This window comes from Pyxidicoccus sp. M15, assembly GCF_056858435.1.
Window position 1 is genome coordinate 7,859,251 of sequence record NZ_CM166495.1, and the last position, 22,989, is coordinate 7,882,239.

Genomic DNA, 22,989 nt, shown 5'->3' on the forward strand with positions numbered 1-22,989 from the left:
GCCCGGGCGATGCAGTGAGGGCCGGCATGGACTTCCACCCCACCTTCCGCGCCCGGGTCCTCCTCGCGAGCGCCCTCACCCTGGCGCTCCTCCCGCTGTCGGGCCGTGCCGGTGCCGACCTCATCTCCCCGGAGGACTTCGTGCAGCGCACCGACATTCCCGACGCCCACCTGCGTGGCGTCACGCACGTGGTCTGCGCCACCTTCCCCCTGAACGGCGTGTCCGACGTGCCCCTGTACGAGCGCCGGAGCCTCGGCTTCCAGCCGGCCGGTTCCATCCCGCGCGCGAAGACGGCGCCGCTGAGCCGCTGGGGCGACCCCAGTGGTTCGCAGGATGATTGCTACCCCGCCTTCGCGCACGAGCGCGCCAACGAGCACGGCGTGTCCGTCCAGTACGCCCACGTCATCCTCGACATCCGGACCGGGAAGAAGGGCTGGCTCCGCGATGGCGGAGCGGACGATGAGAAGGCGGTGTGGGTCACCATCGAGAGCCTGCGCACGATGGAGGCCTTCGAGGACAGGGGCGTCGAGTTCGACGAGCTCCGCCGCAAGGACCAGCCGCCCCTCGTCTTCCGCGAGGAGCCCCGGGATGACGCGAGCGAAGTGTACGTCTCCCTGCACTATGAGCGCGTCAGCCTCGGCAGACGCGAGGGGAACTTCGCGGAGGTGCTCGCGTTCGACGAGGAAAGCCAGCAGGTCCAGCATCGCGCCTGGGTGCGACTGGTGGACGACCAGGGCGTGCTGCTCCTCTGGCCCGCCAACTACCCGTCGCACGGGTGCTGAAGCCCGTGCGCCCCGCCTCCGCGCGGACGGCTCAGTCCCGCGCCAGCTTCGGCACCAGCACCGCCAGCGAGCGCTCGAAGCGGTAGGACACGCCGGAGTGCCCGTCCTCGAACTCCTCGTGCACCAGCTCGACGCCGGCGCCCTTGAGGTCCTCCGCGAGCATGCGCGTGCCCCAGCGGATGTTGAACTCGTCGCGGGTGCCGCAGTCGAGGAACACCGTCTTGAGCTTGCGGAACGAGTCCAGGAACTTGGGCACGAAGCGCACCGGGTCGTGCACCAGCCAGCGGTTCCACACATCCAGCTTGATGCGGCCCGTCTGCGCGTCGAAGGGCAGCTCCACGTTCAGCGGCTCGCCCTTCTTCGGCGAGTACGCGGCCGCCATCGCCAGCGTGTTCACCACCGGGAAGTCGTCGCCGCGCATCTTCGTCTCGCGCACGCGCTTGCGGAACTCCCCGTGCCACGCGTCCACGCCGCCCGACTTCAGCAGCGAGGCCGCCGCCTTGGGCAGGTCCGGCAGGTAGCAGTACTCGAAATACGAGTCCGCCGCGTGCGCGCCCAGGTGCGAGAAGAGCTCCGGGTGGTAGCGGCCCATGACGAGCGCGCCGTAGCCGCCGGAGCTGTGGCCCACCACCGCGCGCGAGGCCGCCTTGGGCAGCGTGCGGTACGTGCGGTCCACGAAGCCCAGCACGTCCTTGGCCAGGTAGTCGCGGTAGCGGCCAATGGCGTCGCTGTTCACCCACTGGCTGCCGCCGAGCGAGGTCCACCCGTCGGGGAACACGCCGATGGCGGGGGGCAGCGCGCCGGACTCGATGAGCGCGTCCATCCGCTCGGGCACGGTGGGGCCGAAGCCCGCGGCGTTCGTCCACGTGCCGCCGCTGTTGCCGAAGGCGTGCAGGAAGTAGACGACGGGGTAGCGCCGGTCTCCCTCGCCGTAGCCCGGCGGCAGGTACACGGTGAGCTTGCGCCGGGCCGGGTCGCCCAGCGGGTTGGCCTCCAGCGCGGGCGATTGAAGCTCGCGCGTCTCCAGCTGTCCCTTCATGAGTTGCCCCCTCCGAGGGCCCGCCGCTAGGCGCGCGAGCCGGGTTGCTTGCCGAGGACCTTCATCACCGCCTGCAGGTCCTCCCACGCCTTGCGCTTCTCCGCCGGGCTGCGCAGCAGGTACGCGGGGTGGAAGGTGGGCATGAGCTGGATGCCCTCGTACGTGCGCCAGTTGCCGCGCATGCGCGTAATCGGCGTGCTGTCGCGCAGCAGCGTCTGCGCCGCGAACTTGCCCAGCGCCACCACCACCTTCGGCTGGATGGCCGCGAGCTGCGCGCGCAGGAAGGGCTCGCAGGACGCGATTTCATCCGGCTCCGGGTTGCGGTTGCCGGGCGGCCGGCACTTCACGACGTTGCAGATGTAGACGTCGTCGCGCCGGAAGCCCATCGCCTCGATCATCTTCGTCAGCAGCTCACCCGCCGCGCCGACGAAGGGGACGCCCTGGAGGTCCTCGTGCTCGCCCGGGCCCTCGCCCACGAAGACCAGCTCCGCGCGCGGGTTGCCCGAACCGAAGACGATGTTCTTGCGCGTGCTGCACAGCTTGCAGCGCTGGCAGTCGCCCAGCTCGCGGCGAATCTGGTCCAGCGTCGGGCGCTCGCCGTTCGCCATCCCCGGAAGCTGTCCGGACGGACGGGGCGCCTGCTGCGGCACGTCCAGGAGCAGGCCCGCACCGCCCACCGGGGCGGGACGCGAGGCCGGAGCCCGGGCGGACAGCGGCGACACGGTGGGCCCCGTGACGGCGGGGCGCATCGGCGCGCCGGTGTGGCCGTTCGAAGCGGCGGGGCCCTGCGCGGCCATCGGCGACGCGGCGGGCCCACCACGGCCCGTCAGGCCCGCGGCGGCGGGAGCCACTGGCGTCCCCGTGCTCTCGGGAGCAAGCGGGGGCCTCGCCATCGGAGGCGCGCTCGGAGGCCGGGCGGCGGGCGGCGGACGGGCAGGCGCCGCGGCTTCCGGCGTCCCGTTGCCCCGGGCCAGGAGCGAGCGCAGCGAGGGCGCGGAGCGCTGGAGCTCGGACGCCGCCTTCGCGTCAATCATCAGGACGCGGCCGGAAGCCTCCTCCTGCCAGAGCAGGTGGCGGCGCACCTCGTCCAGCACGGCGCTCAGTTCCTGCGAGGAGTCGGGCAAGTCGTCGTTCACGTTGACTGGATCGGTAGCGGAGGAAGGAGTCCAGCGCAAGGAAGCGACCGGCGGCCTCGTCAGTACGCTTACCTCGGGGCCGAGCCCGGCGTCACTCCCGGAGTCGCCCGCTCCGGCCGCTTCCAGGGGATCACAGTGTGGGTGGAACGTCCCGGGTTCTTCGTCACGGAGTGGACGGACGCGCCGCGGGCCCGGAGCCTACCGACGGGGAACCAGGAGCATTTCGACGATGGCGCGGGCCACTTCGTGCTTGCTGCCCTGCATGTCCTGCTGGAGGCCCGCGCGCGTGAGCAGCGTCACGCGGTTGGTGTCCGTGCCGAAGCCCGCGCCGGGCGCCGTCACGTCGTTGGCGACGATGGCGTCCAGCCCCTTGCGCTCCAACTTCTCCCGCGCGTGCTCCACCACGCGCTCCGTCTCCGCCGCGAAGCCCACCAGGAGCGGCCGCTTCGCGCTCCCCGCCACCTTCCGCGACGCCTCCGCCAGCACGTCCGGCGTGCGCACCAGCCGCAGCGACTCCGGCGTGGCGGACGTCCCCTTCTTCACCTTCTGCGGCGCGCGCGTCTCCGGACGCCAGTCGCTCACCGCCGCGGTGGCGATGAACGCGTCCACCGCCTCCACGCGCGAGAGCACCTCGCGCGCCATGTCGTCCGCGCTCACCACGTCCACCACCGTCAGCCCGCCGCGCTCCACCGGACCCACCGGGCCCAGCACCACCGTCACCTCGGCGCCCAGGCTCCGCGCCGCGTGCGCGAGCGCCAGCCCCATCTTCCCCGTGGACGGATTCGAGATGAAGCGCACCGGGTCCAGGAACTCGCGCGTGGGGCCCGCCGTCAGCAGCACCTTCTTCCCCGCCAGCGGCCCGGCACCGAAGCGCGCCGCCACCGCCTCCGCAATCCTCGGCACGTCCGCGAGGCGCCCCTCGCCCACGTCACCGCAGGCCAGCAGCCCCGCACCCGGCCCCACCTGGCTGAAGCGCGGGTGCGCCAGCAGCGCCGCCACGTTCTCCTGCGTCATCGCGTTGTCCCACATGGCCACGTTCATCGCCGGGGCCAGCACCACCGGCCCGCGGAAGGCCAGCAGCGACGTCGTCACCGCGTCGTTCGCCATGCCCGCGCGGATGCGCGCCAGCAGGTCCGCCGTGGCCGGAGCCACCACGAAGGCCTCCGCCCAGCGCGCCAGGTCCAGGTGCCCGAAGTTCCCCTCCTGGGCCGGGTCGAAGTAGTCCGTGAGGACGGGGTGGCCGCTGAGGGCCTGGAAGGTGAGCGGGGTGACGAACTGCCGCGCGGACTCCGTCATGGCCACGCGCACCTCCGCCCCGGCCCGTCCCAGCTCGCGCACCAGGTCGCACGCCTTGTACGCCGCGATGCCGCCGCCCACGCCGACGACCACCCGGCGGCCCTTCAGTGCCGTCACGTCCATGCGGGCTTCCTAATGCGCACGCCCGCCGGCTCGCAACCCGCGCCGCACGGCGCTGCCACCGCCTCAACGCCCCAGCGCCACCTCGCCACGCGAGGGCACGTCCACCACGCGCACCTCCGGCCCACCGGGCGTCTCCACGTGGAAGTGGCCCCACACCAGCGTGTACCGGCCCGGGGGCAGGCCGTTGAGCATCACCGTCTCACTCCTCGGCTGGTACACGAGCTGCGCCCAGCGCGAGCGCATCATCGCCGTGGACGGCGGGTTGCCCACGTCGCCCACCTCCCCCGCCACCACCCAGAGCGCCTTGCCGCGCTCGGGCTTGAGCTGCACGGTGAGGGCGGCGGTGCCCGGCGCGGGCCCCAGGTCCAGGTGCATCTCCGTGCCGGCCACCTGCACCACCAGCGTCGGCTCACCGGAGAACTCGCGGTTGGCGCCAAGCGCGAAGCGGTAGCTGCCCGGAGACGTCTCCACGCTGTAGCTGCCGTCCGGGCCGGTGACGATGGTGAGCGGCTCGCTGCGGTCCGCGTTCACCGCCTCCACGTTGACTCCCGCCGCGGGGCTCCCGTTCGCCAGGTACACCCGGCCGCTCAGCCGCGTCGCCTGTCGCAGCGTCAGCTCCACCGGGCCGCGGGCGCCACGCTCCAGCGACTGCGTCCCGCTCAGCCGGCCCTTGCGCGCGGACACGGTGAAGCGCGGCACGTACGGCGGACTGGCCAGCGTGAAGGCGCCGTCCGGGCCCGACATCACGGACTCGTCGCACACGTCGCACGTCACCACCGCGTCCGCCACCGTCCCGCCGCCCGCGTCTCGCACGACGCCGGAGATGCTGGGCAGCTTCTCCAGCACCAGGTCTCCCAGGTCCGGCGCCACCGGGCGGTCCACCATCATCGGCTCGTATCCCGGCGCGTCCACCGCGGCGATGATGCGCTCGCCCGCGGCGGCCAGCGGCAGCTCGAAGCGGCCGTCCGGGCTGTTCACCTCGTGCTCGTCCACGCGGTAGCGGCGCACCGGCGCGCCGTCGCTCCCCACGACGCGCCCGCGGAAGACGTCGCGGCGCTTGAGCACCACGCGCACGGGCGGGCCGCCGGCCTTGCCCTCGGCGCGCTCCACCTGGTCGTAGCCCGGGTGCCTCGCCTCCAGGCGGTAGCCCCGGTCCGGCCGCAGCGAGCGGAACTCGAAGTGGCCGCGCGCGTCGCTCTTCACCGGCTCGGAGCCACGGGGCACCACCACCAGCGTGGCCCCCTCCACCGGGGCGCCCTGCCCGTCCACCACGTCACCCGACAGCGGTGCGCCGGGCTTCAGCTCCACCTCGAGCTTCAGCGTCTGCCCGTCCTCCAGCGTCACCTGCTTGCGGTCCGAGGGCAGGTAGTCCGGGTGCGAGGCCACCATCCAGTACGTCCCCGCCGGCATGCCGCGCATGGGCACCATGCCGTCCGGGCCCGAGGAGCGGTCGCTCCGGAAGATGCCCTCCTGCTCCACCCACAGCACCGCGTCCGCGCCCTCCACGCGGCGGCCGGCGGAGGACACCGTCACCTCCAGCGCCGCGCGAGGCTCCAGCGCCAGCTGCACCCCGCTGGCGGGGGCCGTCACCTTGAGCTGCCCGCCGCCCCACTCCGAGTGGTGCGCGTGCAGCTCGTACAGGCCCGCGGTGGGCACCTGCGCCACGAAGCGCCCGTCCGCGTCCGCCAGCACCGACTCGCCGGTGGGCTGCACCAGCACGGAGACGCTCGGCGCGGGCCGGCCGTACTGGTCCAGCACCTGCCCGCTGATGAGGACGGCGCGCTCCATCTCCAGCTCGAGCGACGTCTCGCCTTCCACCACCTTCGCGGGCAACTGCGCGTCTCGGAAGCCCTCCGCGTGGCCCTCCAGCACGTAGTCGCCCGCGGCCAGGGGGCCCAATTCCACCAGCGCGCCCGTGCTGCCTCGCTCCTTGCGGATGAGCTCGCCCCGCGCCGTGCGCAGCAGCAACTCCGGCTGGGGCACCGGCTCGCCCTGCTCGTCCACCACGGTGACGAGCAGCTTGCCGGCGACCTCCAATTCCAGCGTCACCTGGGTGACGCGCGCGTCCAGCGTCAGCGTGCGCGGCGCGGCCCCCAGTCCGGGCGCCTCCGCCGTCACCACCACCGCGTCCGGGTACAGGCCGGTGAAGCGCAGCGGCTCACCCTGGGTGCTGAGCGCACGGGACAGGTGGTCCGCGCGCAGCCGCACCGTGGCCGCGGCGGGCGCGCCGTTGCGGGTGACGCGCACCTCCAGCGTGCGCGCGGGCGTCAGCTTCAGGCGCACCGGCTGCGGGCCCGCCTCCACCTGCGACTCCACCGCGGGCAGGAAGCCCTCTGCCGTGGCCAGCACGTAGAAGGGCCCTTCTCCCAGTCCCTCCAGGGAGAAGACACCGTCCGCGCCCGCCGTCGCCTCGAAGGGCAGCGGCACGCGGCGCGACACCGCGTGGACGCGCGCGCCTCGCACGGGCTGGCCCGCGTCGTCCACCACCTGTCCGCCGATGCTCCGCAGCGGCGGGAGGAAGAGCACCACCGGGTCTCCGGGGGCGGCCCGCTCTCGGAGCGCCACGCCCAGCCCGGGCGCCTTCGCCCAGACGGAGAAGGACACGCCCGCCAGGTGCTCGAAGCGGAAGCGTCCCTGCGCGTCCGTCGTCGCGGTGGCGCGCGGGGTGAGAAAGCCGTGCTGGTGCTCGAAGAAGGCCAGCGTCTGCAGCGAAGTCTCTCGCGCCTGGCAGGACAGCAGGGCCTGCCCGCACTCGTCACAGCGCACGTCCGCGAGCGTCTTCTCCGCGCTGGCGGCCAGGTACACCTCGGCGCCCTCCACCGGACGTCCCGCGGAGTCCAGCACCCGTCCCGACAGGGCGAGGCCCTCGTTGGCGCCGGACGAAACGTCCACCGCGGAGAACGTGGGCAGGGCCGCCGACTTCGGCGTCTCGGAGGAGGTGCCGGGCGTTCGGGCACTGGAGGCCTGGCCCGAGGCGAACCAGGCGGCTCCCGCCACCAGCAGGGCCGCCGTCAACCCTATGAGAGTCCAGTTGCGCATGCGCACGCCGCGAGGACCATAGCCCGCGGTCGGGCCCGGAACGGGCAATTCCCGGTGGAAATTCCGGACGCGTCCTTTCCCGGACGCTCCCGGAGCGTTCTTCCAGTTAGCGCGTTCTCTCCTGCATGGCACGCAGCGCTGACGACATGGCGTCCATGTTCGTAAGCATGAATGCCATGCTCACGACGCCTACTCCTCCGCGAACGGCTGGATGGCCTGGGCCACGGCGAGCTCCTGACGGGCCTCGCTCAGCTCGGAGTTGGTGGCGCGCAGCCGGTCGCTGAGCACCTGGACGAAGCTCCAGAGCATCTTCACCGCGAGGATGGACTCGCGCTTCATCAGCCCCATCAAATCCGGCCGGGAGATGACCATGGTGCGCGTGGGCTCCGTGGCCCGCACCGTCGCCGAGCGCGGCGCGTTGTCGATGAGCCCCATCTCCCCGAAGTGGCCGCCGGCGCGCAGCTCGGCAATCTCCACCCCGTTCTTCTCGATGGCCACCCGGCCGCGGATGACGACGAAGAGCTCCTCACCCGGCTGCCCCTCCACGACGATTTCCCGGCCCGCCGGGTACGTGCGCGTCGTGGCGATGGACAGCACCGCCGTCTGCTCCTTGTACGTGAGGTGACGGAAGAGCGGAATCTTGCGCAGCGCCTCCATGCGCGACTGCGCCTCGCTCGTCTCCTCGCTGACCGCGGCGCCCTCGCCGGCCACCTTCACCACCACCGCGGTGATGTTGTCCTTGCCGCCGCGCTCGTTGGCGATGTCGATGAGCCGCTTGGGCAGGTCCGCCGGCGCCATGCCCGACACCAGCGGGAGGATTTCCTCGTCCTCGACGTAGCCGTGCAGGCCGTCCGAGCAGAGGATGAACATGTCGCCGGGCACCAGGTCCACGATGAGCGTGTCCACCTGGACCGACTCCTGGATGCCCACCGCGCGCGTAATCACGTTGCGGTACTGCGACGCGGCGGCCTGCTCCTTCGTAATCGTGCCGGCCTTGAGCTGCGCGGCCACCAGCGTGTGGTCCTCGGTGAGCCGGTGGCACTGGCCGTGGCGCACCAGGTACACGCGGCTGTCGCCCACGTGGCCGATGACGCCCTTGTTGCCTCCCACCGCCAGGCACACGAACGTCGTCCCCATGCCGCGCTTGGACGCGTCCTGCATGGCCATGCGGTAGATGTCCGCGCAGGCGCGCTGCACGGCCACCTCCACCAGCGCCGCGGCCGCCGAGCGGCTGTCCGCCGTGGGGTTGTTCCCCAGGTCCTTCAGCAGGTGCCGGTTGGCGGTGATGTGCTGCTTGACCACTTCCGTGGCCCGGGCGCTGGCGACCTCACCGGCCGCGTGGCCGCCCATGCCGTCGGCGACGACGTAGAGGCCGAGCGGTGAGTCCACCAGCATCGCGTCTTCGTTGTGCTGCCGCTTGCGGCCGACGTCGGTCAGTCCGAAGGCTTCTGTGGTCAAGGCCACCGCGAACACTCCCGTGTGTGACAGAAGGCGACGCCGCACGTTACGCAGGCCGCCGAAGACGTGGCAAGGCTCAGGGAGCCATCCTCACGGCCAGCATCCGGACAAAGCCGCTGGCCGTGTAGAAGGCCACCTCCACCTGACCGAAACGCAACCGGGCGCCGTCCTCCACCGACACCGCCCGACGGGGGGTGAGTCGTGCCCCGCCCACCCAGGAGCCATTCTTGGAGCCGGCATCCGTCAGGAGGAAGCCCTCCTGCCCCTCCTCCCGGGAGAACCACGCGTGAAACCGGGACACACTGCCGTCGTCCAGCACCACGTCGTTGTTGCCCGTACGCCCCACCGTGATTCCCCGGCCGAAGGCATTCGTCCGGGACTTCACGACCGGGAAGGCCAGCGACTCGCTCGCCCCCAGCGTGGGCGCCCCCGCGTTCGTCACCGTCTTCATCCGGTACTCCTCCTCCCCCAGCGTCCCCCGCGCCAGCGGGGAGGGGGTGAAGACGAGCAGCGCGGGCGGCAGGCCCCGCTCGAACTCGCCGCGGTTACGCAGGTACCGCGACACATGGGCGCTGAGCAGCTCGGACATACGGAGGGTGCGGGCAGCCCGCCCGCGAACCTTACCTGGAGTCTAGCGCCAATCCATGAACAACCCGAACATCGGGCCTCCCACGAAGGAACGCCCGAGGCTGCGCTTCTTGAGACCAAAGGGCTCGGAGTAGCCCACCGCGGCCCCCACCCCCGTTGCGCCCCACTGGTAGCCCACGTGGATGCGGCCCTCGATGATGCCGGCCGTGCGGTGGTCCGCCGGGAGGCCCCCGTCGAAGTGGGCGCCGTAGAAGACGGGGCCGCCCGTCACCTGGAAGCCCCAGTGCGCGCCGCGCTCCCGCTGGTTGCGGTAGCCGACGCCCACCTGGGCGGTGTGCTCGTAGTAGGAGCCGAGCTGCGTCTGGGGCGAGCCCGCCTCCGGCTCCGGGAAGGCGACGGCCCACCCCAGCCCTCCCTCCAGCAGCAGCGCGAAGGCGTCGTTGCGGTCCTGGAAGAAGGTCAGCTGCCACTGCACCTTCACCCGCGGGGTGACGGCGCCCTGACGCACAGTGGTGCCCAGGAAGAGCCCCCGGGGCAGCCACGCGGGCGTCGGCGACACGTGCTCGGGGGGCCGCTCCGACTGCGCGTGCGCGATGGAAGCAAGACCAAGCGAAAAAACCAGCAAAACGGGGAGCTTGCGGTTCATGGGAGTCCCTTCCCGCCACGGTGCGGGGCGCTTGTCAACGAAGTGTTCCGTTGGCTATGACACGTCCGTTACTCGCGGATGGGCTCGGGACCAGGTGCTTCCTGGCGCCACCCGCCGCGGGACACAAGGAGCGGGACACCGCATGCCAGTCGTGACAGTCCGGGCGGGTAGCAAGCAGCGCTCGGGAGAGTTCGACGCCCTGGTTCGCAAGGCCACGGAGAAGGCTTCCGATCTGCTGGAGCAGAGTGATCGGGTGCTCGTCGTCTATGAGAAGGGCAGCGCCAGCATCTATTACGAGGGTGACGTCGCGACTCCCGCGGTCGTCCCCTCGGTCCGGGCCTCCTGATAGGGAGACCCGCCGTCTCGCGGAACCGAAGTGAAATCCCCCGGGCTCGTGCGGAAGCAAGGAACCGCGAGCCCGGCGCGCGCGTCCTGGAGGGCACCTGCCGCCTGTGCCCTCACCTGAAAGGAACGCCGTGCGTCCCCTCCTCCTCGCCTCGCTCCTCGTCCTCACCGCCTGCTCTCGCACGGCGCCGTCGGTCCGCTCCCGGGACGGGCTGATGTCCGTCTCGGCGGAGGCTCCGGGGTCGGTCGAGGCGAACCGCTCCATCATCCGCACGGCCCTGCTGGAGGTGGAGCGCGCGGACCCCGAGCAGGGCCCCGCGCAGGCGGTGTCCCTGGCGAAGACGCACGGGGGCTACGCCCAGCGCGTCACCTCCGAGTCCGCCACGGTGCGGGTGCCGGCGGAGCGCCTGGACGTGTTCCTCGGGGCCGTCCCCGCGCTGGGCCACGTCGCCGAGCAGTCGGTGACGGCCGACGACGTGACGGAGGCGCACCAGGACCTGAAGGTCCGGCTGGCCAACCTGGAGCGCGTCCGCGAGCGGTACCTGGAGCTCTTGCAGCGGGCCGTCACGGTGGAGGACACGCTCCGGGTGGAGAAGGAGCTGGAGCGCGTCACCGCGGAGTACGAGTCCCTCAAGGCGCGGCTGGAGTCGCTGGACAACCAGGTGACGCTGGCCACGGTGAGCCTGGAGTTCCGCCGGCCCGTGCGCCCCGGCCCCGTGGGCTGGGTGTTCTACGGCCTGGGGAAGGCCGTGAAGTGGCTGTTCGTCTGGGACTGACGGCGTAGCCCGGCCGACAGCAGCGCACGGCTCGCGAGCGGCGACGGCCGCTCCATCCGTCTCGTATCCAACGCCATGCGAGCGCCGCCTTCCTCGTGAGGCGTGACATGGGAAGGAGCAGGCTGGCTCAATTCCCGGCATGACTCAGGACCACCGTGCCTCGCACGGGGCTGGGCAGGCCAGGCCCCGCGCCTTTCATCCGCTGCGCATCCCCGTGACGCTCTCCGCGGCGATGGGACGGGCCCCTCCCCCCCCGTCCTCCTGATGTCGCTCCTCGCGCTGCTGGTCATTCCCTGGGTCTCCAGTGTCATCGCGGCACTGCTGCCCACGAGCGCCCGCAACCGCGCGGCGGGGCTCGCGGGCATCACCACGCTGGTGGGCCTGGTGGGCGTGGCGCTCCATTTCCCGGACGTCCAGGGCGGAAGCCTGCGTGTCGAGCGCTTCGCGTGGATACCCTCGCTCGGGCTCGACCTCGTGCTGCGGCTCGACGGCCTCACGTGGACGTTCTGCGTGCTCGTCCTGGGCATCGGCGCGCTGGTGGTGCTGTATGCGCGGTACTACCTCTCGCCGCAGGACCCCGTGCCGAGGTTCTTCGCCTTCCTCCTGGCCTTCATGGGGGCGATGCTGGGCGTGGTCCTCTCCGGAAACCTGCTGCAGCTGGCCTTCTTCTGGGAGCTGACCTCCGTCTTCTCGTTCCTGCTCATCGGCTACTGGAACCATCGGAAGGACGCGCAGCGCGGGGCCCGGATGGCGCTCACCGTCACGGGCATGGGCGGCCTGTGCCTCCTCGCCGGGGTGCTGGTGCTCGGCAAGGTGGCCGGCAGCTACGAGTTGGACGCAGTGCTCGGGAGCGCGCAGGCCATCCAGGCGCACCCGCTCTACCCGGTGGCGCTCTGCCTCCTCCTGCTGGGCGTGTTCACCAAGAGCGCCCAGTTCCCCTTCCACTTCTGGCTCCCGAACGCGATGGCGGCCCCGACGCCGGTGTCGGCGTACCTGCACTCGGCGACCATGGTGAAGCTGGGCGTGTTCCTGCTGGCGCGGCTGTGGCCGGCGCTGTCGGGGACGGAGACCTGGTTCTGGCTCACCGGCTCGGCGGGGCTTGTCACGCTGCTGCTCGGCGCGTGGACGGCGCTGTTCCAGCGAGATTTGAAGGGGCTGCTCGCCTACTCCACCATCTCCCACCTGGGGCTGGTGGTGCTGCTGCTGGGGCTCAACAGCCCGCTCGCGGCGGTGGCGGCGGTGTTCCACCTCATGAACCACGCGGCCTTCAAGGCGTCGCTGTTCATGGCGGTGGGAATCATCGACCACGAGACGGGGACGCGGGACCTCCGGCGGCTGTCGGGACTCTTCCGCCTGATGCCCATCACCAGCACGCTCGCGCTCGTCGCCACGGCGGCGATGGCGGGAGTCCCCCTGCTCAATGGCTTCCTGTCCAAGGAGATGTTCTTCGCGGAGACCGTCTTCATCGACGCCCACCCCGCCGTGGAGTGGGGCCTGCCCATCGCGGCGACCCTGGCGGGCATGGGGAGCGTCGCGTACTCGCTCCGGTTCTCGGTGAAGGTGTTCTTCGGGCCCGCCAGCGCGCTGAACACCCCGCGTGTCCCGGAGGAGCCCCCCAGGTGGATGCGCGTCCCCGTCGAGGTGCTGGTCCTCGCGTGCCTGGTGGTGGGCATCGTGCCAGCGGTGTCGATTGGGCCCGTCCTCGACGCCGCGTCCTGGCCGGTCGTCGGCGGACAGCCCCCGCCCTACAGCCTCAAGCTCTGGCATGGGTTCACGCCCCCGCTCCTCATGAGTGCGCTGGCGCTCGGCGGTGGTGTGCTGTTGTACAGGGGGAGCCGCTGGCTGGAGGCGGGGCGGATGGGCCTCGGCGTCCGCTTCGCGGAGCGGTGGGATGGCGCGAGGCTCTTCACGTCACTGCTGGCGTGGCTCACCGCGGCGAGCCGGTGGCTGCGCCGCTGGCTGCTCACCGCGGGGCTCCAGCGACAATTGCTGGCGATGGTGCTCGTCACGCTGCTGGTCGGCGTCACGGCGCTGTGGGGGGGCATCGGCCAGGGAGATCGTCCGCTGGTGCCGCTCTCACCGGTGTTCATCGCGCTGTGGGTGACCGGAGGCGCCGCGGCGGTGGGGGCGGCCTGGCAGGCGAAGTTCCACCGGCTCGCCGCGCTCATGCTCTCGGGGACCGCGGGCGCGGTGTGCTGCATCACGTTCATCTGGTTCTCCGCTCCGGACCTGGCGCTCACCCAGCTCACCGTCGAGGTGGTGACGACGCTGCTCATCCTGCTCGGGCTCCGGTGGCTCCCGGCGCGGGAGCCGGCTCGCGGCGTGTACGACGCGCACACCCTGCGGCGCGCCAGGGGCCGGCGGGCCCGTGACTTCCTCGTCGCGGTGGGCGCGGGCGGCGGGATGGCGGTCCTCGCCTACGCGGTGATGACGCGCGAGCTTCCCGAGCGCACTTCGTTCTTCCTCGAGAACTCACTGAGCGGCGGAGGCGGGCGGAACGTGGTGAACGTGATGCTGGTGGACTTCCGAGGGTTCGACACCTTCGGGGAGGGGGTGGTGCTCTCGCTCGTCGCGCTCACGGTCTACGCGCTCCTGCGGCGCTTCCGGCCGGCGCCCGAGGTGATGGCGCTCCCTCCACAGCAGCAGGCGCTGCCGAGAGACCTGCAGACAGACCTCGTGAACCCGCGCCTGGCGCATGACACGGCGGTGGGCTACCTGATGGTTCCAGCGGTGCTGGTCCGCCTGCTCCTGCCCGTCTCGGGAGTCGTGGCGACGTTCTTCTTCCTGCGCGGGCACAACGCGCCGGGCGGCGGCTTCGTCGCGGGCCTGGTGATGTCGGTGGGCTTCCTGCTCCAGTACCTCATCTCCGGGACGGAGTGGGTCGAGCAGCGGCTGCGACTCGCACCGCGCACGTTGATAGGCGTCGGGCTCCTGCTGGTGCTCGGCACGGCCGCGGGTTCCTTCCTGGCGGGGTATCCGCTCCTCACCTCGCACACCTTCCATCTGAGCGTGCCGGTGCTGGGCGAGCTCCACATCGGCAGCGCGGTGTTCTTCGACCTGGGCGTGTTCTGCCTGGTGCTGGGCTCCTCGTTGCTCATCCTCGTGGCGCTCGCGCACCAGTCCATCCGCGCGCACCGGGCGTCGGGAGAAGACTGATGGAGGTGGTGCTCGCAATCGCCATCGGCATCCTGACCGGCGCGGGCGTCTGGCTCCTGCTGCGGCCCCGCACGTTCCAGCTGGTCATCGGCCTGTCGCTCCTCGCCTACGCGGTCAACCTCTTCATCTTCAGCATCGGCGGCCTGGCCATCGACAAGGAGCCCATCCTCGCGGACGGCGTCCCCCCGGACCTCGCCCACTACACAGACCCGGTCCCCCAGGCGCTCGTGCTGACCGCCATCGTCATCGGCTTCGCGATGACGGCACTCCTCCTGGTCATCACCCTGGCCTCACGCGGGATGACCGGGACCGACCACGTGGACGGCACGGAAGAATGAAAGCGCTCCTCCAGGGGCTGATGCCCCACCTGATGGTGGTCCCCATCCTCCTGCCCATGCTGAGCGCGGCGGTGATGCTCCTCCTGGGCGAGGGGAAGCGCACCGCCAAGCTGGTGCTGGGGATGAGCTCCGCGCTCCTGGGGCTCGCCGTCTCCGCGGTGCTCCTCGCATGGGTGGACGCGTACGGCGTCGTGGCCTATCTGCCCGGCAACTGGCCCGCGCCGTTCGGCATCACGCTCGCGGTGGACCGCCTCTCGGCGGGAATGCTGGTGCTGACCTGGCTCCTGGGCGCCTGCGCGCTCTCCTTCGCCTCCGCGCGCTGGCACCGCGCGGGCGTTCACTTCCACCCGCTCTTCCAACTGCAGCTCATGGGGCTGTCGGGCGCGTTCCTGACGGCGGATGTCTTCAACCTCTTCGTCTTCTTCGAAATCCTGCTCGCCGCCTCGTACGGCCTGCTGCTGCATGGCTCCGGAAAGCCGAGGGTCCGCGCGGGCGTGCACTACGTGGCGGTGAACCTCGCCGCCTCGTCACTCTTCCTCATCGGCGTGTCGGTCATCTACGGCGTCACGGGGACGCTCAACATGGCGGAGCTCTCCGCGCGACTGTCGGAGGGGCAGGTGGCCAACCGGCATCTCATCGACGCGGGAGCCGCCATCCTCGCGGTGGCCTTCCTGGCCAAGGCGGCGGCCTGGCCGCTCAACTTCTGGCTCGTCCCCGCCTATGCGTCGGCGACCCCGCCCGTGGCGGCGATGTTCGCGGTGCTCACGAAGGTCGGCGTCTACGCGCTGATCCGCCTGTGGACGCTGATGTTCGCCGGGGGGCCGCTGGCGGGGTTCGGCGCGGACGGACTGTTCGTGTTCGGAGCGGTCTCCGCCGTGCTCGCGGCCCTGGGGATGCTCGCCTCGCAGCGGCTCGCGGTCCAGGCGGCGACGGGGGTGATGGTCTCCGCCGGGACGCTCCTGGCCGCGCTGGGGCTGGGCGAGCAGGCCGCCCTCGGTGCCGCGGTGTTCTACCTGGTGGGCTCCACGCTGGCCTCCAGCGCGTTCTTCCTGCTCGTGGACCTCATCGAGCGCTGGCGCGCGGGCTCGACTCTCGTGGACGAGGCGCCCTTCCTCAGCGCGACGCTCGAAGCCCAGGAGGTCAACCTCGACGACGAGGAGGAGCCGCTCGTCGCCCTGCCGTTCCCCGCCTCCACGGCTTTGATGGGCCTGGCCTTCATCGCGTGCATGTTGCTCACCTCGGGCATGCCTCCCCTGCCGACCTTCATCGCCAAGCTCGGCATGCTGTCGGCGGCGCTCGGGTCGGGTGGAGCGAGCGCGCCAGTCGCCCTTCGGACCTGGCTGTTCACCGGCGTGCTGCTGGGCTGCGGACTGCTCACCCTCATCGCGCTCACGCGGACAGGCATCCGGACCTTCTGGTCGGAGATGCGGCGAGAGCCGCCCCGGGTCCGGGCTCCGGAGGGACTCCCCCTGGTCGCGCTCCTCGCCGCGTGCGGAGTCCTGACGATTGCGGCAGGGCCCACGCTGGAGCTCGCGCGCGCGACGGCGCAGTCGCTCTATGAGCGGAGCGAGTATATCCAGGCGGTCCTCGGAGCAGAGGTGCGGCCGTCGGCGACGGCGTGGGAGGCCGGGCCATGAGACGGCTCATTCCCTCCCCGGTGCTCTCGGTGGCGCTGTTCCTGCTCTGGATATTGCTCATGCAGTCGGTGAGCGCGGGAACGCTGGTGCTGGGTGTTGCCCTGGCGCTGTTCTGGCCCGCGGTGACCGCCCGGCTCAGGCCCGCTCCCGTGCGGTTGCGCAAGCCCTTCGTCATGGCACGCCTCTTCTGCCGGGTGGTGTTCGAGATGCTGCGGTCGAACGGCCAGGTGACGTGGGCCATCCTCACCCAGCGCTCGAGCGACATTCGCTCCGGGTTCGTCTTCATTCCGCTCGAGCTGCGGGATCCGAACGCGTTGGCCGTGCTGTCGATGATCGTCACATTCACGCCGGGCACTGCCTGGGCGCAGCTGTCGGCGGACAATCGGGTCCTGCTGCTGCATGTGCTCGCCATCCAGAGCGAGGCGGAGCTGATAGCGCTCATCAAGCAGCGCTACGAGCGTCCGCTCAAGGAGATCTTCGAATGAGCCCCCTGCTCTCCTGGGCGCTGGCCTTCGCCCTGGGCTGTCTTGCACTCGGGATGGTGCTGGCGCTGGCACGGATGATTCTCGGGCCCAGGGCGGAGGACCGAGTCCTGGCGTTCGACTGCCTGTACCTGAACGCCATGCTGGTCATCCTCGCGCTGGGGCTCATCTACCGCAGCAGCTCCTACTTCGAGGCGGCGCTCCTGATTGCCCTCTTCGGGTTCGTGGGCTCCGCCGCGATGTCCAAGTTCCTCCTGCGCGGGGAGATCATCGAATGAATGGGTCGGTGCCTCTCTGGGTGGACGCGTTGAGCGCGATGCTCGTGGTGGTGGGCGCGCTGGCGGCGCTGATTGGCTCGTTCGGGCTGCTGCGCTTGAAGACCTTCTTTCAGCGCGTCCACGCGCCCACCCTGGGCGCGACGCTGGGAACCTGGGGCTTCACGCTCGCGGCGGTGGTGCAGATCTCCTTCGCACGCGGCCAGCTCTACGTTCATACGGTGCTCATCGCGGTGTTCATCGCGCTCACCGTGCCGGTCACCACCCTCTTCCTGATGCGGGCCGCGGTGTTCCGGGCACGCCTGCGTGGCGAGGAGATTCCCGTGCCCGGAGCGGATGAAGCTCACCGGGGATGACAGAGCCGCGTGTCAGCTGCCCCCATCCATACCCACTCGCACCACCCACGAGGGCGATGCCAAGCCTGCTGCCCATCATGTGGTCCACTGGCACAGGCGCGGATGTGGTGACGTGAATCGCGGCGCTAAAGGTGTGCAGACTGGTCACCAGCGTCCTGCTGAAGCTACTCGGCTACCCGGCCGGCGGCTTCCTGTGAAAACGCCGCGAGGTGGGGCAGGGCCCCGCGACGCCCGAGGCCGCCAGAGCCGCCCGCCGTTCCCGCCTGACCACAGAGCGTCCGGATGTAGTCCAGTTCAGCCCCCTGCATGGCCGGGGCCTCCGCCACGGAACTCCACTTATCGTTTCAGCGGGCTTCGACGCGTAATCGGGGTGGAGCCCTGATCAATGAGAGAAACCTGGCGGGACTCCAGCGACTTACGCCACGTCTCGAAAAGCGCTCCCCCGTTCCTTCCGAGCAGGACGTGCAACCGCCGGAACAAGCCAGGCAAAACCCCTGCTGGTCTCATTAAATCGGGAGGGCACTTCACCGAGCCGGCATCTGCAGTGGCGTAGAGCCCCAGCCTGGAATTTGTATGCACAGTCGTCGTGCGGGCAATGGTCGGAATTTCATTGCATGCGCTTTGCGTGCCCAGCGCGGGCATGATCTGCCTGTTGAAGACTCCCGCCTGATTGCGCAGCTCAGAAGCCACATTGTATAGGCTGGCTTGCTTCAGGACTTCGTCGGGAGCCAGTTTCCCGTCCTCCTTCCTCCACCAGAAAAGGTCCCTGAAATCGAATGAAGTCTCTCCGCGCGACGCAGCACTCCTCCCGAGGTAACACCAGCGCGCCAGCAGCATGGGCACAGGCTTATCGAATTTACCGCTCAGCTTGATGAACCAGCCGCCGTACATCACCACCGGGAAGTCATCCCTGCACAGGTCAGGTGGCACCCGGAAAGGTCGAGGGAGGCCAGAATGCGCTTCCCAGTCTGGCGCATAGACATAAACGCGCTCACATCGCCTCAAGCCGGGCTCGGAAACGAAACTCTCCGGGCCGTTCATTCCCTCGCGAGCAACGAGGCTGGCAGCCCACTCGGCGCAGGCGTCCTCCCAGTCCGCATCCAGCTTGCTCACAGCCTCATGCGGCACGACAGAGCCGTTCGCGCGCCACGTCCTCGCCCTGGAGATGACGTCCGGCAGGCTCGACACCAGCAGGGTCCAGAGCCCCTTGTTCCGGCCACGGGCCCATTCCAACAGTTCCCGCCCGTCCGCCCTGAACTCCCCTTTCAAGTTCCAGTCCGCGATGAGCAGGCTCACATCCCGGGAGTACTCCAGGATGCGTTCTCCTTCCTCGGCCGAAGAGGCCATCCTCACGCAACGCTCATCAAGTCCTCGCCGAACGAGGGCGGCCCTGACGCGTGCCGCATCCGCGAGACTGTCATCAACAATCAGGATCATGCTGCCTCGGGCTCAGCTTGAGAGACACCCACCACAGATCCGTGTTCACCATGGGATGCTTGTCGAGGCTCACCTCCAGACCCAGACACTTCGCGAACGCCCGCATGAACTCAAGGCCGGAAGCATTCGGCCCACCGAAATGCAAGCGCTTTTCCAGTGTGTCCAGGTCCTTCTTCCAGCACGAATTCTCCACCTTGAGGGTGGCCTCATCGACCGTCACGGACACCTTCGGCTCCGGCGTCCTCACTGCGGCGACCATGCCGTTCGCGATCATGTTGGCCACTAGAAGGTCGATGTGCTCGGCTTGGCTCTCCCCCGGCAGAGCCCCTCGCTGCGCGCACAAGCGCGGTGGGAGAAGAGCCTTCAGCTTCTTCGTCGGCTCTCCGGACTTGCGCTCCGCGAGCCGCACCCCCAACTCGACAGCGGGCCCGAGGCGCGCCTGAAGGGTGCCCGGTGTAATGCAAATCGGCAGCGCATGCAGGGACCTGGCGAGCGCCTGGATGTTCCGGAGCACGTCGGAGAGTTCCCTCAAGCCATGAGCCTTCCTGCTCCCCCTGGCCAGTTCGTCCAGTTCCTCGATTTTCTCCGGCTTGAGCTCGTGCAGAACCGCGAGCGCGAGCAGATCATGGCTCTGGCGGATCCCCATGCGCTTGTGCTGCAGGCACAGCCCCTGGCCGGCCTCCACGAGCGCGTGGAACCGCTTACGGAGCGGGTCCGAGTATCCATCCTGAGCCTGCTTCGTCCAGAAGTGGTGGAGACTCCCGGCCAGCAACAACCACCGCGTTCCGCTGCCGTCGGCCCAATGATTCAGGTTTGGTACTGCCTCGTTGTCGACCGGGTCCAGGGGAATTACGCTGACGGAGTCCAACCCCTCCAGGAAGCCTGGCGCGGCCTGCCTCACTGACTTCAGCAACTGCTCCAGGGCCATGGAGCGGTCCGCCGCGTCGTCGGTGACGAAGGAGAGGTCGCGCAGCGCATTCCGCCGCTTGGCGCTGAAGGAAACCCTTGGCGTCCTGGGTAGCGCCCCTTCCAGCGCCACCCGCCCCAACGTGGCCTCCGAAGGAACGGAGCGGATGGCGAGCCCCAGTGGCATGGGCGCCTGCTCCCACCTCCACCTGGAGCTGAGCTTGGACTTCCCGTACAGGACGCTGATGGTCACCTTCCGTCCCTTGACGGAGATGTGAAGCTGGCTGTGGTCCGGCAGCAGCAGCGACGTGATGACGGGAAGCCGCTCGCGTCCGACCGCCTTCACCTTGCGATCCAGCGGTTCGAGGCGGAACGCCTTGAGAGTGAACTTCGCGTCGAAGTTCCTGCTCCCCTTGTTCTGGTCGTGGAGGGCGTCCACGAGGGCCGTCATTGCCCGGCACCAGGAAATGAAGCCATGCGGAGAGGAGAGTTCGTGGATTGCGCGCGCGACGTATCCGTCCTGGGGCACGCTATCCGCGATTTCGCTCAACCGGGGGCTCCCGCCGTCCTCTTCGATGATGAAGCAATCCAGGAACGAGGCATGGCGGCCCTGGGGCACCAGCCGGTAGCGGTTCATGGTCACCGCCAGCAGCCCCGGCTCCTCCCTGAACTGCGCGAACCACTGCTGCATCGTCTGGATGATGCTGGCGGCGCTGGCGAAGTCCACGGAGTCCGACACGCGGGTGGAGGCGGTGAGGATGGACAGTGCGCTCTTGAAGCGCTGAAAGTCCGCCGCTTGCGCAGACACCACGTAGTCCAGCGCGGACCTCGCAATCTCGCGAACCACCTCGATGCGGAAGTGCTCGACGGCCGCCGGGTGGAGTGACTCCGGAGCGCCGTGGGCCCCCTCGAAAATCATGTCCAGAAGCTCAAGGAACATCCCAATACAATCCGGAGGCTGCGCTTCCCCCTCCGCGCTGAGTCGGCCAACGAGGCGGAGTTGCCGTTTCGGCATCTCGCCCAGCCGGACGATTCCGCCCTCCAGCCTGCCAAGGTTCAACTGGCGGTCCTCGAACCCGAAGAACGCCAACTCGGCCTCCGTCAACAGGAACAGCCGTTCGTGCTTGGGAGAGAGGCAGATGTGTACTCGCTCCACCTCCAGCGGCCTGCCGGGCCTAGCGTTGCACTCCACCACGCCACATGCTGGCAACATGGGCCGCTCTGCTGGACTGCTTGCATCGGGGACGAAGAGCCCGGCGATGCCGCCCGGCTCGATGGTGCCCAACGCATTGAAGCGCTCCCGGAGGTAGACGAGTTCCTCGTCGCGCTCGTTCTCGACGACCACCCGAAAGAACTCTTCGTACTTACGGCACACCACGGCCAGCCGGTGCAGCATGGCCTCGGTGAAAATGCCTGGAACGGGAAAGGAGACTCCCACGAGCGCAAGCAGCGCCGGACGCGGGCTCCCCCGCGTGCGCAGTGGCAGGAGGATGTTACTCCGCAGGCCAGCGACCAAGTCTATGAGGACATAGGTCCGCCGGAGGTTGTTCTGCCCGTCAACCACGAGCACGCCTTCGGCGTGGCTGCTGTAATCACTTGCAAAGGCGGCGAATGCCACCTCACCGATGGTCAGGGGCGCCTCAAGCCCCAGAATCGTGGATTGGATGAGTTCCTGGGGGAGCAACTCGCTGCGGAACTGCTCGAAGACGAAGGTCCGCCGGTACGGCCTGCGGCGGAACAGAGAAAACGACGTCAGTAGGGTTGCGATGATTTCCGGCTGGGAAATGGAGGAGGAAATCAGGTTGGGCACCGCGCTCAGGAGGCTGTTGAAGCCCTCTCGGCTCCGTGGTGGGAAGACCTCAAGCGTGGCCTTGACCGCGTCCAGCCACTTCTTGAGTGCCTCCACTTGGTTCTGGAGGAGAGATGGCTCGCGGGCAAGCCGCTCCTTGATTTCATCCGCGACTGCTGCCCGGAGCTCGGGGACGATGACCTCCCAGAAGGCGGCATACCGGTCGTGGGTGGGGGGCCGCGCCGGCCAATCCCTCTCCGCGCCCGAGGTGACGGGGGCTTCCTCTGTAGGGCGCTGTGCTTCCATGGTTCCACCTCACCGCGATGACCGGGCAAGGTGAAATATAGCGTGGGACCAGGGAATGCTGTTCCACCTGCGAGTGGAAGTCGACCCGGGGCGTCCGGTACGCCCCGGGTCCACGAATGCCTGCCTTCACGCTCAAAGGGCCGTGCCGAGGGCCCGGTACGGCCAAGCGCGACTACGCCAGCGCCGCCGGATCTCCCTGAGCTGCTCAAGTCCCGCCCGGACGCCGGTTCCCGAGGCGTTTCCGATCTGGAAGCCGACGACTTCGATATGGGCCGACAGGAGGTCGTCGTACCGGCCGGCCAGCTGTCCCCACGCGTCCGCCAAGGCGCCGACCTGCTCGGACGTCAACTGCTGGCGCACAGACTCCAGCACCTCCGGCAGCGTCGGTTGGGCAACGGCCGCCGCGACCTCCTCGGTCAGGAGGTCGCAGGTCTGGCTTCCGGAGCGGATGTACGCCAGCCAACTCAGGGTGACGTTGCCGCGCGTCACATGGGGCGCTTGGGGGTCCTGGCCCATCAGCCGCTCCAGCACGCGCGCGGACTGAGACTCAGCCCCCGACGCGGGGCGGAGGCTCTCCCGGAAGCGGGCGAAGACGGCTGGAGGCAGGTGGTACAGGTCCAGCACGGCCCGAGCGGCCCCTCCCAGGGCCAGCGCCGCGTACTGGAGGCTGATGTCCGCAGCCCGGCCGCCTGCGGTCAACGACGCCATCGCGGCCCGGATATGTGTGATTGCGCTCGCATGGTGGATCTCGACGGCGCGGTGCACGGCGATGAAGAGCCGTAGGCCAGCTGCGGCCTCCGCATCCAGGTCGGGCGGAATGACAGGCCCATCCCCACCGAACAGCGCGGTTTCACAACCAACCATCTCGCAATAGTGAGCTTGCCCCAACCGGGCAACACGGTGTCCGCACTTCAGAATGGGCCGCTGCGGTCCATCCTTGATAAGGTTCTCCGACGTCACATCAGTACGACAAGCCATGGGGGCCTCCTGGGTTACCCACCAATGGTGCGTGTCCGGATCCGCGCCTGCCACTGCTCGCGCCCTTACGCACGTGCATATCCTGCATATGCGCACTCCGG

General features: G+C 69.8%; 19 protein-coding genes. 9 read left to right on the forward strand and 10 right to left on the reverse strand.

Features of this window, described 5'->3' with window-relative positions:
• Positions 1 to 26 precede the first annotated feature (26 nt).
• Positions 27 to 782, forward strand: a complete 756-nt coding sequence (locus tag ACX9TP_RS28910; protein ID WP_482973860.1) for a hypothetical protein — start codon at positions 27 to 29, stop codon at positions 780 to 782.
• Between the two features lie 31 nt (positions 783 to 813).
• On the opposite strand, the gene ACX9TP_RS28915 is transcribed toward ACX9TP_RS28910, so the two are convergent.
• The 7 genes from ACX9TP_RS28915 to ACX9TP_RS28945 all read right to left on the reverse strand — a co-directional run bounded on the left by ACX9TP_RS28915 (position 814) and on the right by ACX9TP_RS28945 (position 10,107).
• Positions 814 to 1,821, reverse strand: coding sequence for an alpha/beta hydrolase (locus ACX9TP_RS28915; RefSeq protein WP_482973861.1), 1,008 nt, complete (start codon positions 1,819 to 1,821; stop codon positions 814 to 816).
• 26 nt (positions 1,822 to 1,847) lie between these two features.
• Positions 1,848 to 2,957: a uracil-DNA glycosylase gene (locus ACX9TP_RS28920; RefSeq protein ID WP_482973862.1), complete on the reverse strand. Its 1,110-nt coding sequence runs from the start codon at positions 2,955 to 2,957 to the stop codon at positions 1,848 to 1,850.
• Between the two features lie 198 nt (positions 2,958 to 3,155).
• Positions 3,156 to 4,376, reverse strand: coding sequence for a bifunctional phosphopantothenoylcysteine decarboxylase/phosphopantothenate--cysteine ligase CoaBC (coaBC, locus tag ACX9TP_RS28925; protein ID WP_482973863.1), 1,221 nt, complete (start codon positions 4,374 to 4,376; stop codon positions 3,156 to 3,158).
• Positions 4,377 to 4,439: 63 nt separating this feature from the next.
• A complete protein-coding gene (locus tag ACX9TP_RS28930; protein ID WP_482973864.1) occupies positions 4,440 to 7,415 on the reverse strand; it encodes a carboxypeptidase regulatory-like domain-containing protein in 2,976 nt (991 codons plus the stop codon).
• Positions 7,416 to 7,604: 189 nt separating this feature from the next.
• Complete coding sequence (locus ACX9TP_RS28935) at positions 7,605 to 8,888, reverse strand: Stp1/IreP family PP2C-type Ser/Thr phosphatase (protein WP_482982235.1); 1,284 nt, start codon at positions 8,886 to 8,888, stop codon at positions 7,605 to 7,607.
• A 61-nt stretch (positions 8,889 to 8,949) separates the two neighbouring features.
• Positions 8,950 to 9,462, reverse strand: a complete 513-nt coding sequence (locus ACX9TP_RS28940) for an FHA domain-containing protein (protein WP_482973865.1) — start codon at positions 9,460 to 9,462, stop codon at positions 8,950 to 8,952.
• A gap of 42 nt (positions 9,463 to 9,504) precedes the next feature.
• Positions 9,505 to 10,107: a hypothetical protein gene (locus ACX9TP_RS28945; RefSeq protein ID WP_482973866.1), complete on the reverse strand. Its 603-nt coding sequence runs from the start codon at positions 10,105 to 10,107 to the stop codon at positions 9,505 to 9,507.
• Positions 10,108 to 10,249: 142 nt separating this feature from the next.
• Here ACX9TP_RS28945 and ACX9TP_RS28950 point away from each other — a divergent pair, with 142 nt between their 5' ends.
• The 8 genes from ACX9TP_RS28950 to mnhG all read left to right on the forward strand — a co-directional run bounded on the left by ACX9TP_RS28950 (position 10,250) and on the right by mnhG (position 17,472).
• The gene (locus ACX9TP_RS28950) at positions 10,250 to 10,453 is read left to right on the forward strand and encodes a hypothetical protein (protein WP_267861676.1); all 204 of its coding nucleotides are present in this window, start codon (positions 10,250 to 10,252) and stop codon (positions 10,451 to 10,453) included.
• A gap of 130 nt (positions 10,454 to 10,583) precedes the next feature.
• Complete coding sequence (locus ACX9TP_RS28955) at positions 10,584 to 11,228, forward strand: DUF4349 domain-containing protein (RefSeq protein WP_482973867.1); 645 nt, start codon at positions 10,584 to 10,586, stop codon at positions 11,226 to 11,228.
• A gap of 264 nt (positions 11,229 to 11,492) precedes the next feature.
• On the forward strand, positions 11,493 to 14,384 hold the full coding sequence (locus tag ACX9TP_RS28960) for a monovalent cation/H+ antiporter subunit A (RefSeq protein WP_482973868.1): 2,892 nt from the start codon (positions 11,493 to 11,495) through the stop codon (positions 14,382 to 14,384).
• On the forward strand, positions 14,384 to 14,722 hold the full coding sequence (locus tag ACX9TP_RS28965) for a Na+/H+ antiporter subunit C (protein WP_482973869.1): 339 nt from the start codon (positions 14,384 to 14,386) through the stop codon (positions 14,720 to 14,722). Before ACX9TP_RS28960 ends, ACX9TP_RS28965 begins: the two co-directional genes overlap by 1 nt.
• The gene (locus ACX9TP_RS28970; protein WP_482973870.1) at positions 14,719 to 16,359 is read left to right on the forward strand and encodes a monovalent cation/H+ antiporter subunit D; all 1,641 of its coding nucleotides are present in this window, start codon (positions 14,719 to 14,721) and stop codon (positions 16,357 to 16,359) included. The genes ACX9TP_RS28965 and ACX9TP_RS28970 overlap by 4 nt, the downstream gene beginning before the upstream one ends.
• Positions 16,356 to 16,844, forward strand: coding sequence for a Na+/H+ antiporter subunit E (locus tag ACX9TP_RS28975; protein WP_482973871.1), 489 nt, complete (start codon positions 16,356 to 16,358; stop codon positions 16,842 to 16,844). The genes ACX9TP_RS28970 and ACX9TP_RS28975 overlap by 4 nt, the downstream gene beginning before the upstream one ends.
• On the forward strand, positions 16,841 to 17,119 hold the full coding sequence (locus tag ACX9TP_RS28980; protein WP_482973872.1) for a K+/H+ antiporter subunit F: 279 nt from the start codon (positions 16,841 to 16,843) through the stop codon (positions 17,117 to 17,119). The genes ACX9TP_RS28975 and ACX9TP_RS28980 overlap by 4 nt, the downstream gene beginning before the upstream one ends.
• Positions 17,116 to 17,472 (forward strand): monovalent cation/H(+) antiporter subunit G, encoded by a 357-nt coding sequence (gene mnhG, locus ACX9TP_RS28985; RefSeq protein WP_482973873.1) that lies wholly within the window; start codon positions 17,116 to 17,118, stop codon positions 17,470 to 17,472. Before ACX9TP_RS28980 ends, mnhG begins: the two co-directional genes overlap by 4 nt.
• A gap of 336 nt (positions 17,473 to 17,808) precedes the next feature.
• Here the strand turns inward: mnhG and ACX9TP_RS28990 are convergent, their stop codons facing one another.
• The 3 genes from ACX9TP_RS28990 to ACX9TP_RS29000 form a co-directional block, all read right to left on the reverse strand.
• Positions 17,809 to 18,909: a response regulator gene (locus ACX9TP_RS28990; RefSeq protein WP_482973874.1), complete on the reverse strand. Its 1,101-nt coding sequence runs from the start codon at positions 18,907 to 18,909 to the stop codon at positions 17,809 to 17,811.
• The gene (locus ACX9TP_RS28995; RefSeq protein WP_482973875.1) at positions 18,893 to 21,910 is read right to left on the reverse strand and encodes a hypothetical protein; all 3,018 of its coding nucleotides are present in this window, start codon (positions 21,908 to 21,910) and stop codon (positions 18,893 to 18,895) included. The genes ACX9TP_RS28990 and ACX9TP_RS28995 overlap by 17 nt, the downstream gene beginning before the upstream one ends.
• Before the next feature lie 132 nt (positions 21,911 to 22,042).
• Complete coding sequence (locus ACX9TP_RS29000) at positions 22,043 to 22,888, reverse strand: hypothetical protein (RefSeq protein ID WP_482973876.1); 846 nt, start codon at positions 22,886 to 22,888, stop codon at positions 22,043 to 22,045.
• Positions 22,889 to 22,989: the final 101 nt, after the last annotated feature.

Bases quoted from the DNA above. Each gene is read 5' to 3' on its own strand.
- ACX9TP_RS28910 (WP_482973860.1), top strand. From the start codon at position 27: ATGGACTTCCACCCCACCTTCCGCGCCCGGGTCCTCCTCGCGAGCGCC.
- ACX9TP_RS28915 (WP_482973861.1), bottom strand. From the start codon at position 1,821: ATGAAGGGACAGCTGGAGACGCGCGAGCTTCAATCGCCCGCGCTGGAG.
- coaBC (WP_482973863.1), bottom strand. From the start codon at position 4,376: ATGGACGTGACGGCACTGAAGGGCCGCCGGGTGGTCGTCGGCGTGGGC.
- ACX9TP_RS28930 (WP_482973864.1), bottom strand. From the start codon at position 7,415: ATGCGCAACTGGACTCTCATAGGGTTGACGGCGGCCCTGCTGGTGGCG.
- ACX9TP_RS28940 (WP_482973865.1), bottom strand. From the start codon at position 9,462: ATGTCCGAGCTGCTCAGCGCCCATGTGTCGCGGTACCTGCGTAACCGC.
- ACX9TP_RS28945 (WP_482973866.1), bottom strand. From the start codon at position 10,107: ATGAACCGCAAGCTCCCCGTTTTGCTGGTTTTTTCGCTTGGTCTTGCT.
- ACX9TP_RS28950 (WP_267861676.1), top strand. From the start codon at position 10,250: ATGCCAGTCGTGACAGTCCGGGCGGGTAGCAAGCAGCGCTCGGGAGAG.
- ACX9TP_RS28960 (WP_482973868.1), top strand. From the start codon at position 11,493: ATGTCGCTCCTCGCGCTGCTGGTCATTCCCTGGGTCTCCAGTGTCATC.
- ACX9TP_RS28965 (WP_482973869.1), top strand. From the start codon at position 14,384: ATGGAGGTGGTGCTCGCAATCGCCATCGGCATCCTGACCGGCGCGGGC.
- ACX9TP_RS28970 (WP_482973870.1), top strand. From the start codon at position 14,719: ATGAAAGCGCTCCTCCAGGGGCTGATGCCCCACCTGATGGTGGTCCCC.
- ACX9TP_RS28975 (WP_482973871.1), top strand. From the start codon at position 16,356: ATGAGACGGCTCATTCCCTCCCCGGTGCTCTCGGTGGCGCTGTTCCTG.
- ACX9TP_RS28980 (WP_482973872.1), top strand. From the start codon at position 16,841: ATGAGCCCCCTGCTCTCCTGGGCGCTGGCCTTCGCCCTGGGCTGTCTT.
- mnhG (WP_482973873.1), top strand. From the start codon at position 17,116: ATGAATGGGTCGGTGCCTCTCTGGGTGGACGCGTTGAGCGCGATGCTC.
- ACX9TP_RS28990 (WP_482973874.1), bottom strand. From the start codon at position 18,909: ATGATCCTGATTGTTGATGACAGTCTCGCGGATGCGGCACGCGTCAGG.
- ACX9TP_RS28995 (WP_482973875.1), bottom strand. From the start codon at position 21,910: ATGGAAGCACAGCGCCCTACAGAGGAAGCCCCCGTCACCTCGGGCGCG.
- ACX9TP_RS29000 (WP_482973876.1), bottom strand. From the start codon at position 22,888: ATGGCTTGTCGTACTGATGTGACGTCGGAGAACCTTATCAAGGATGGA.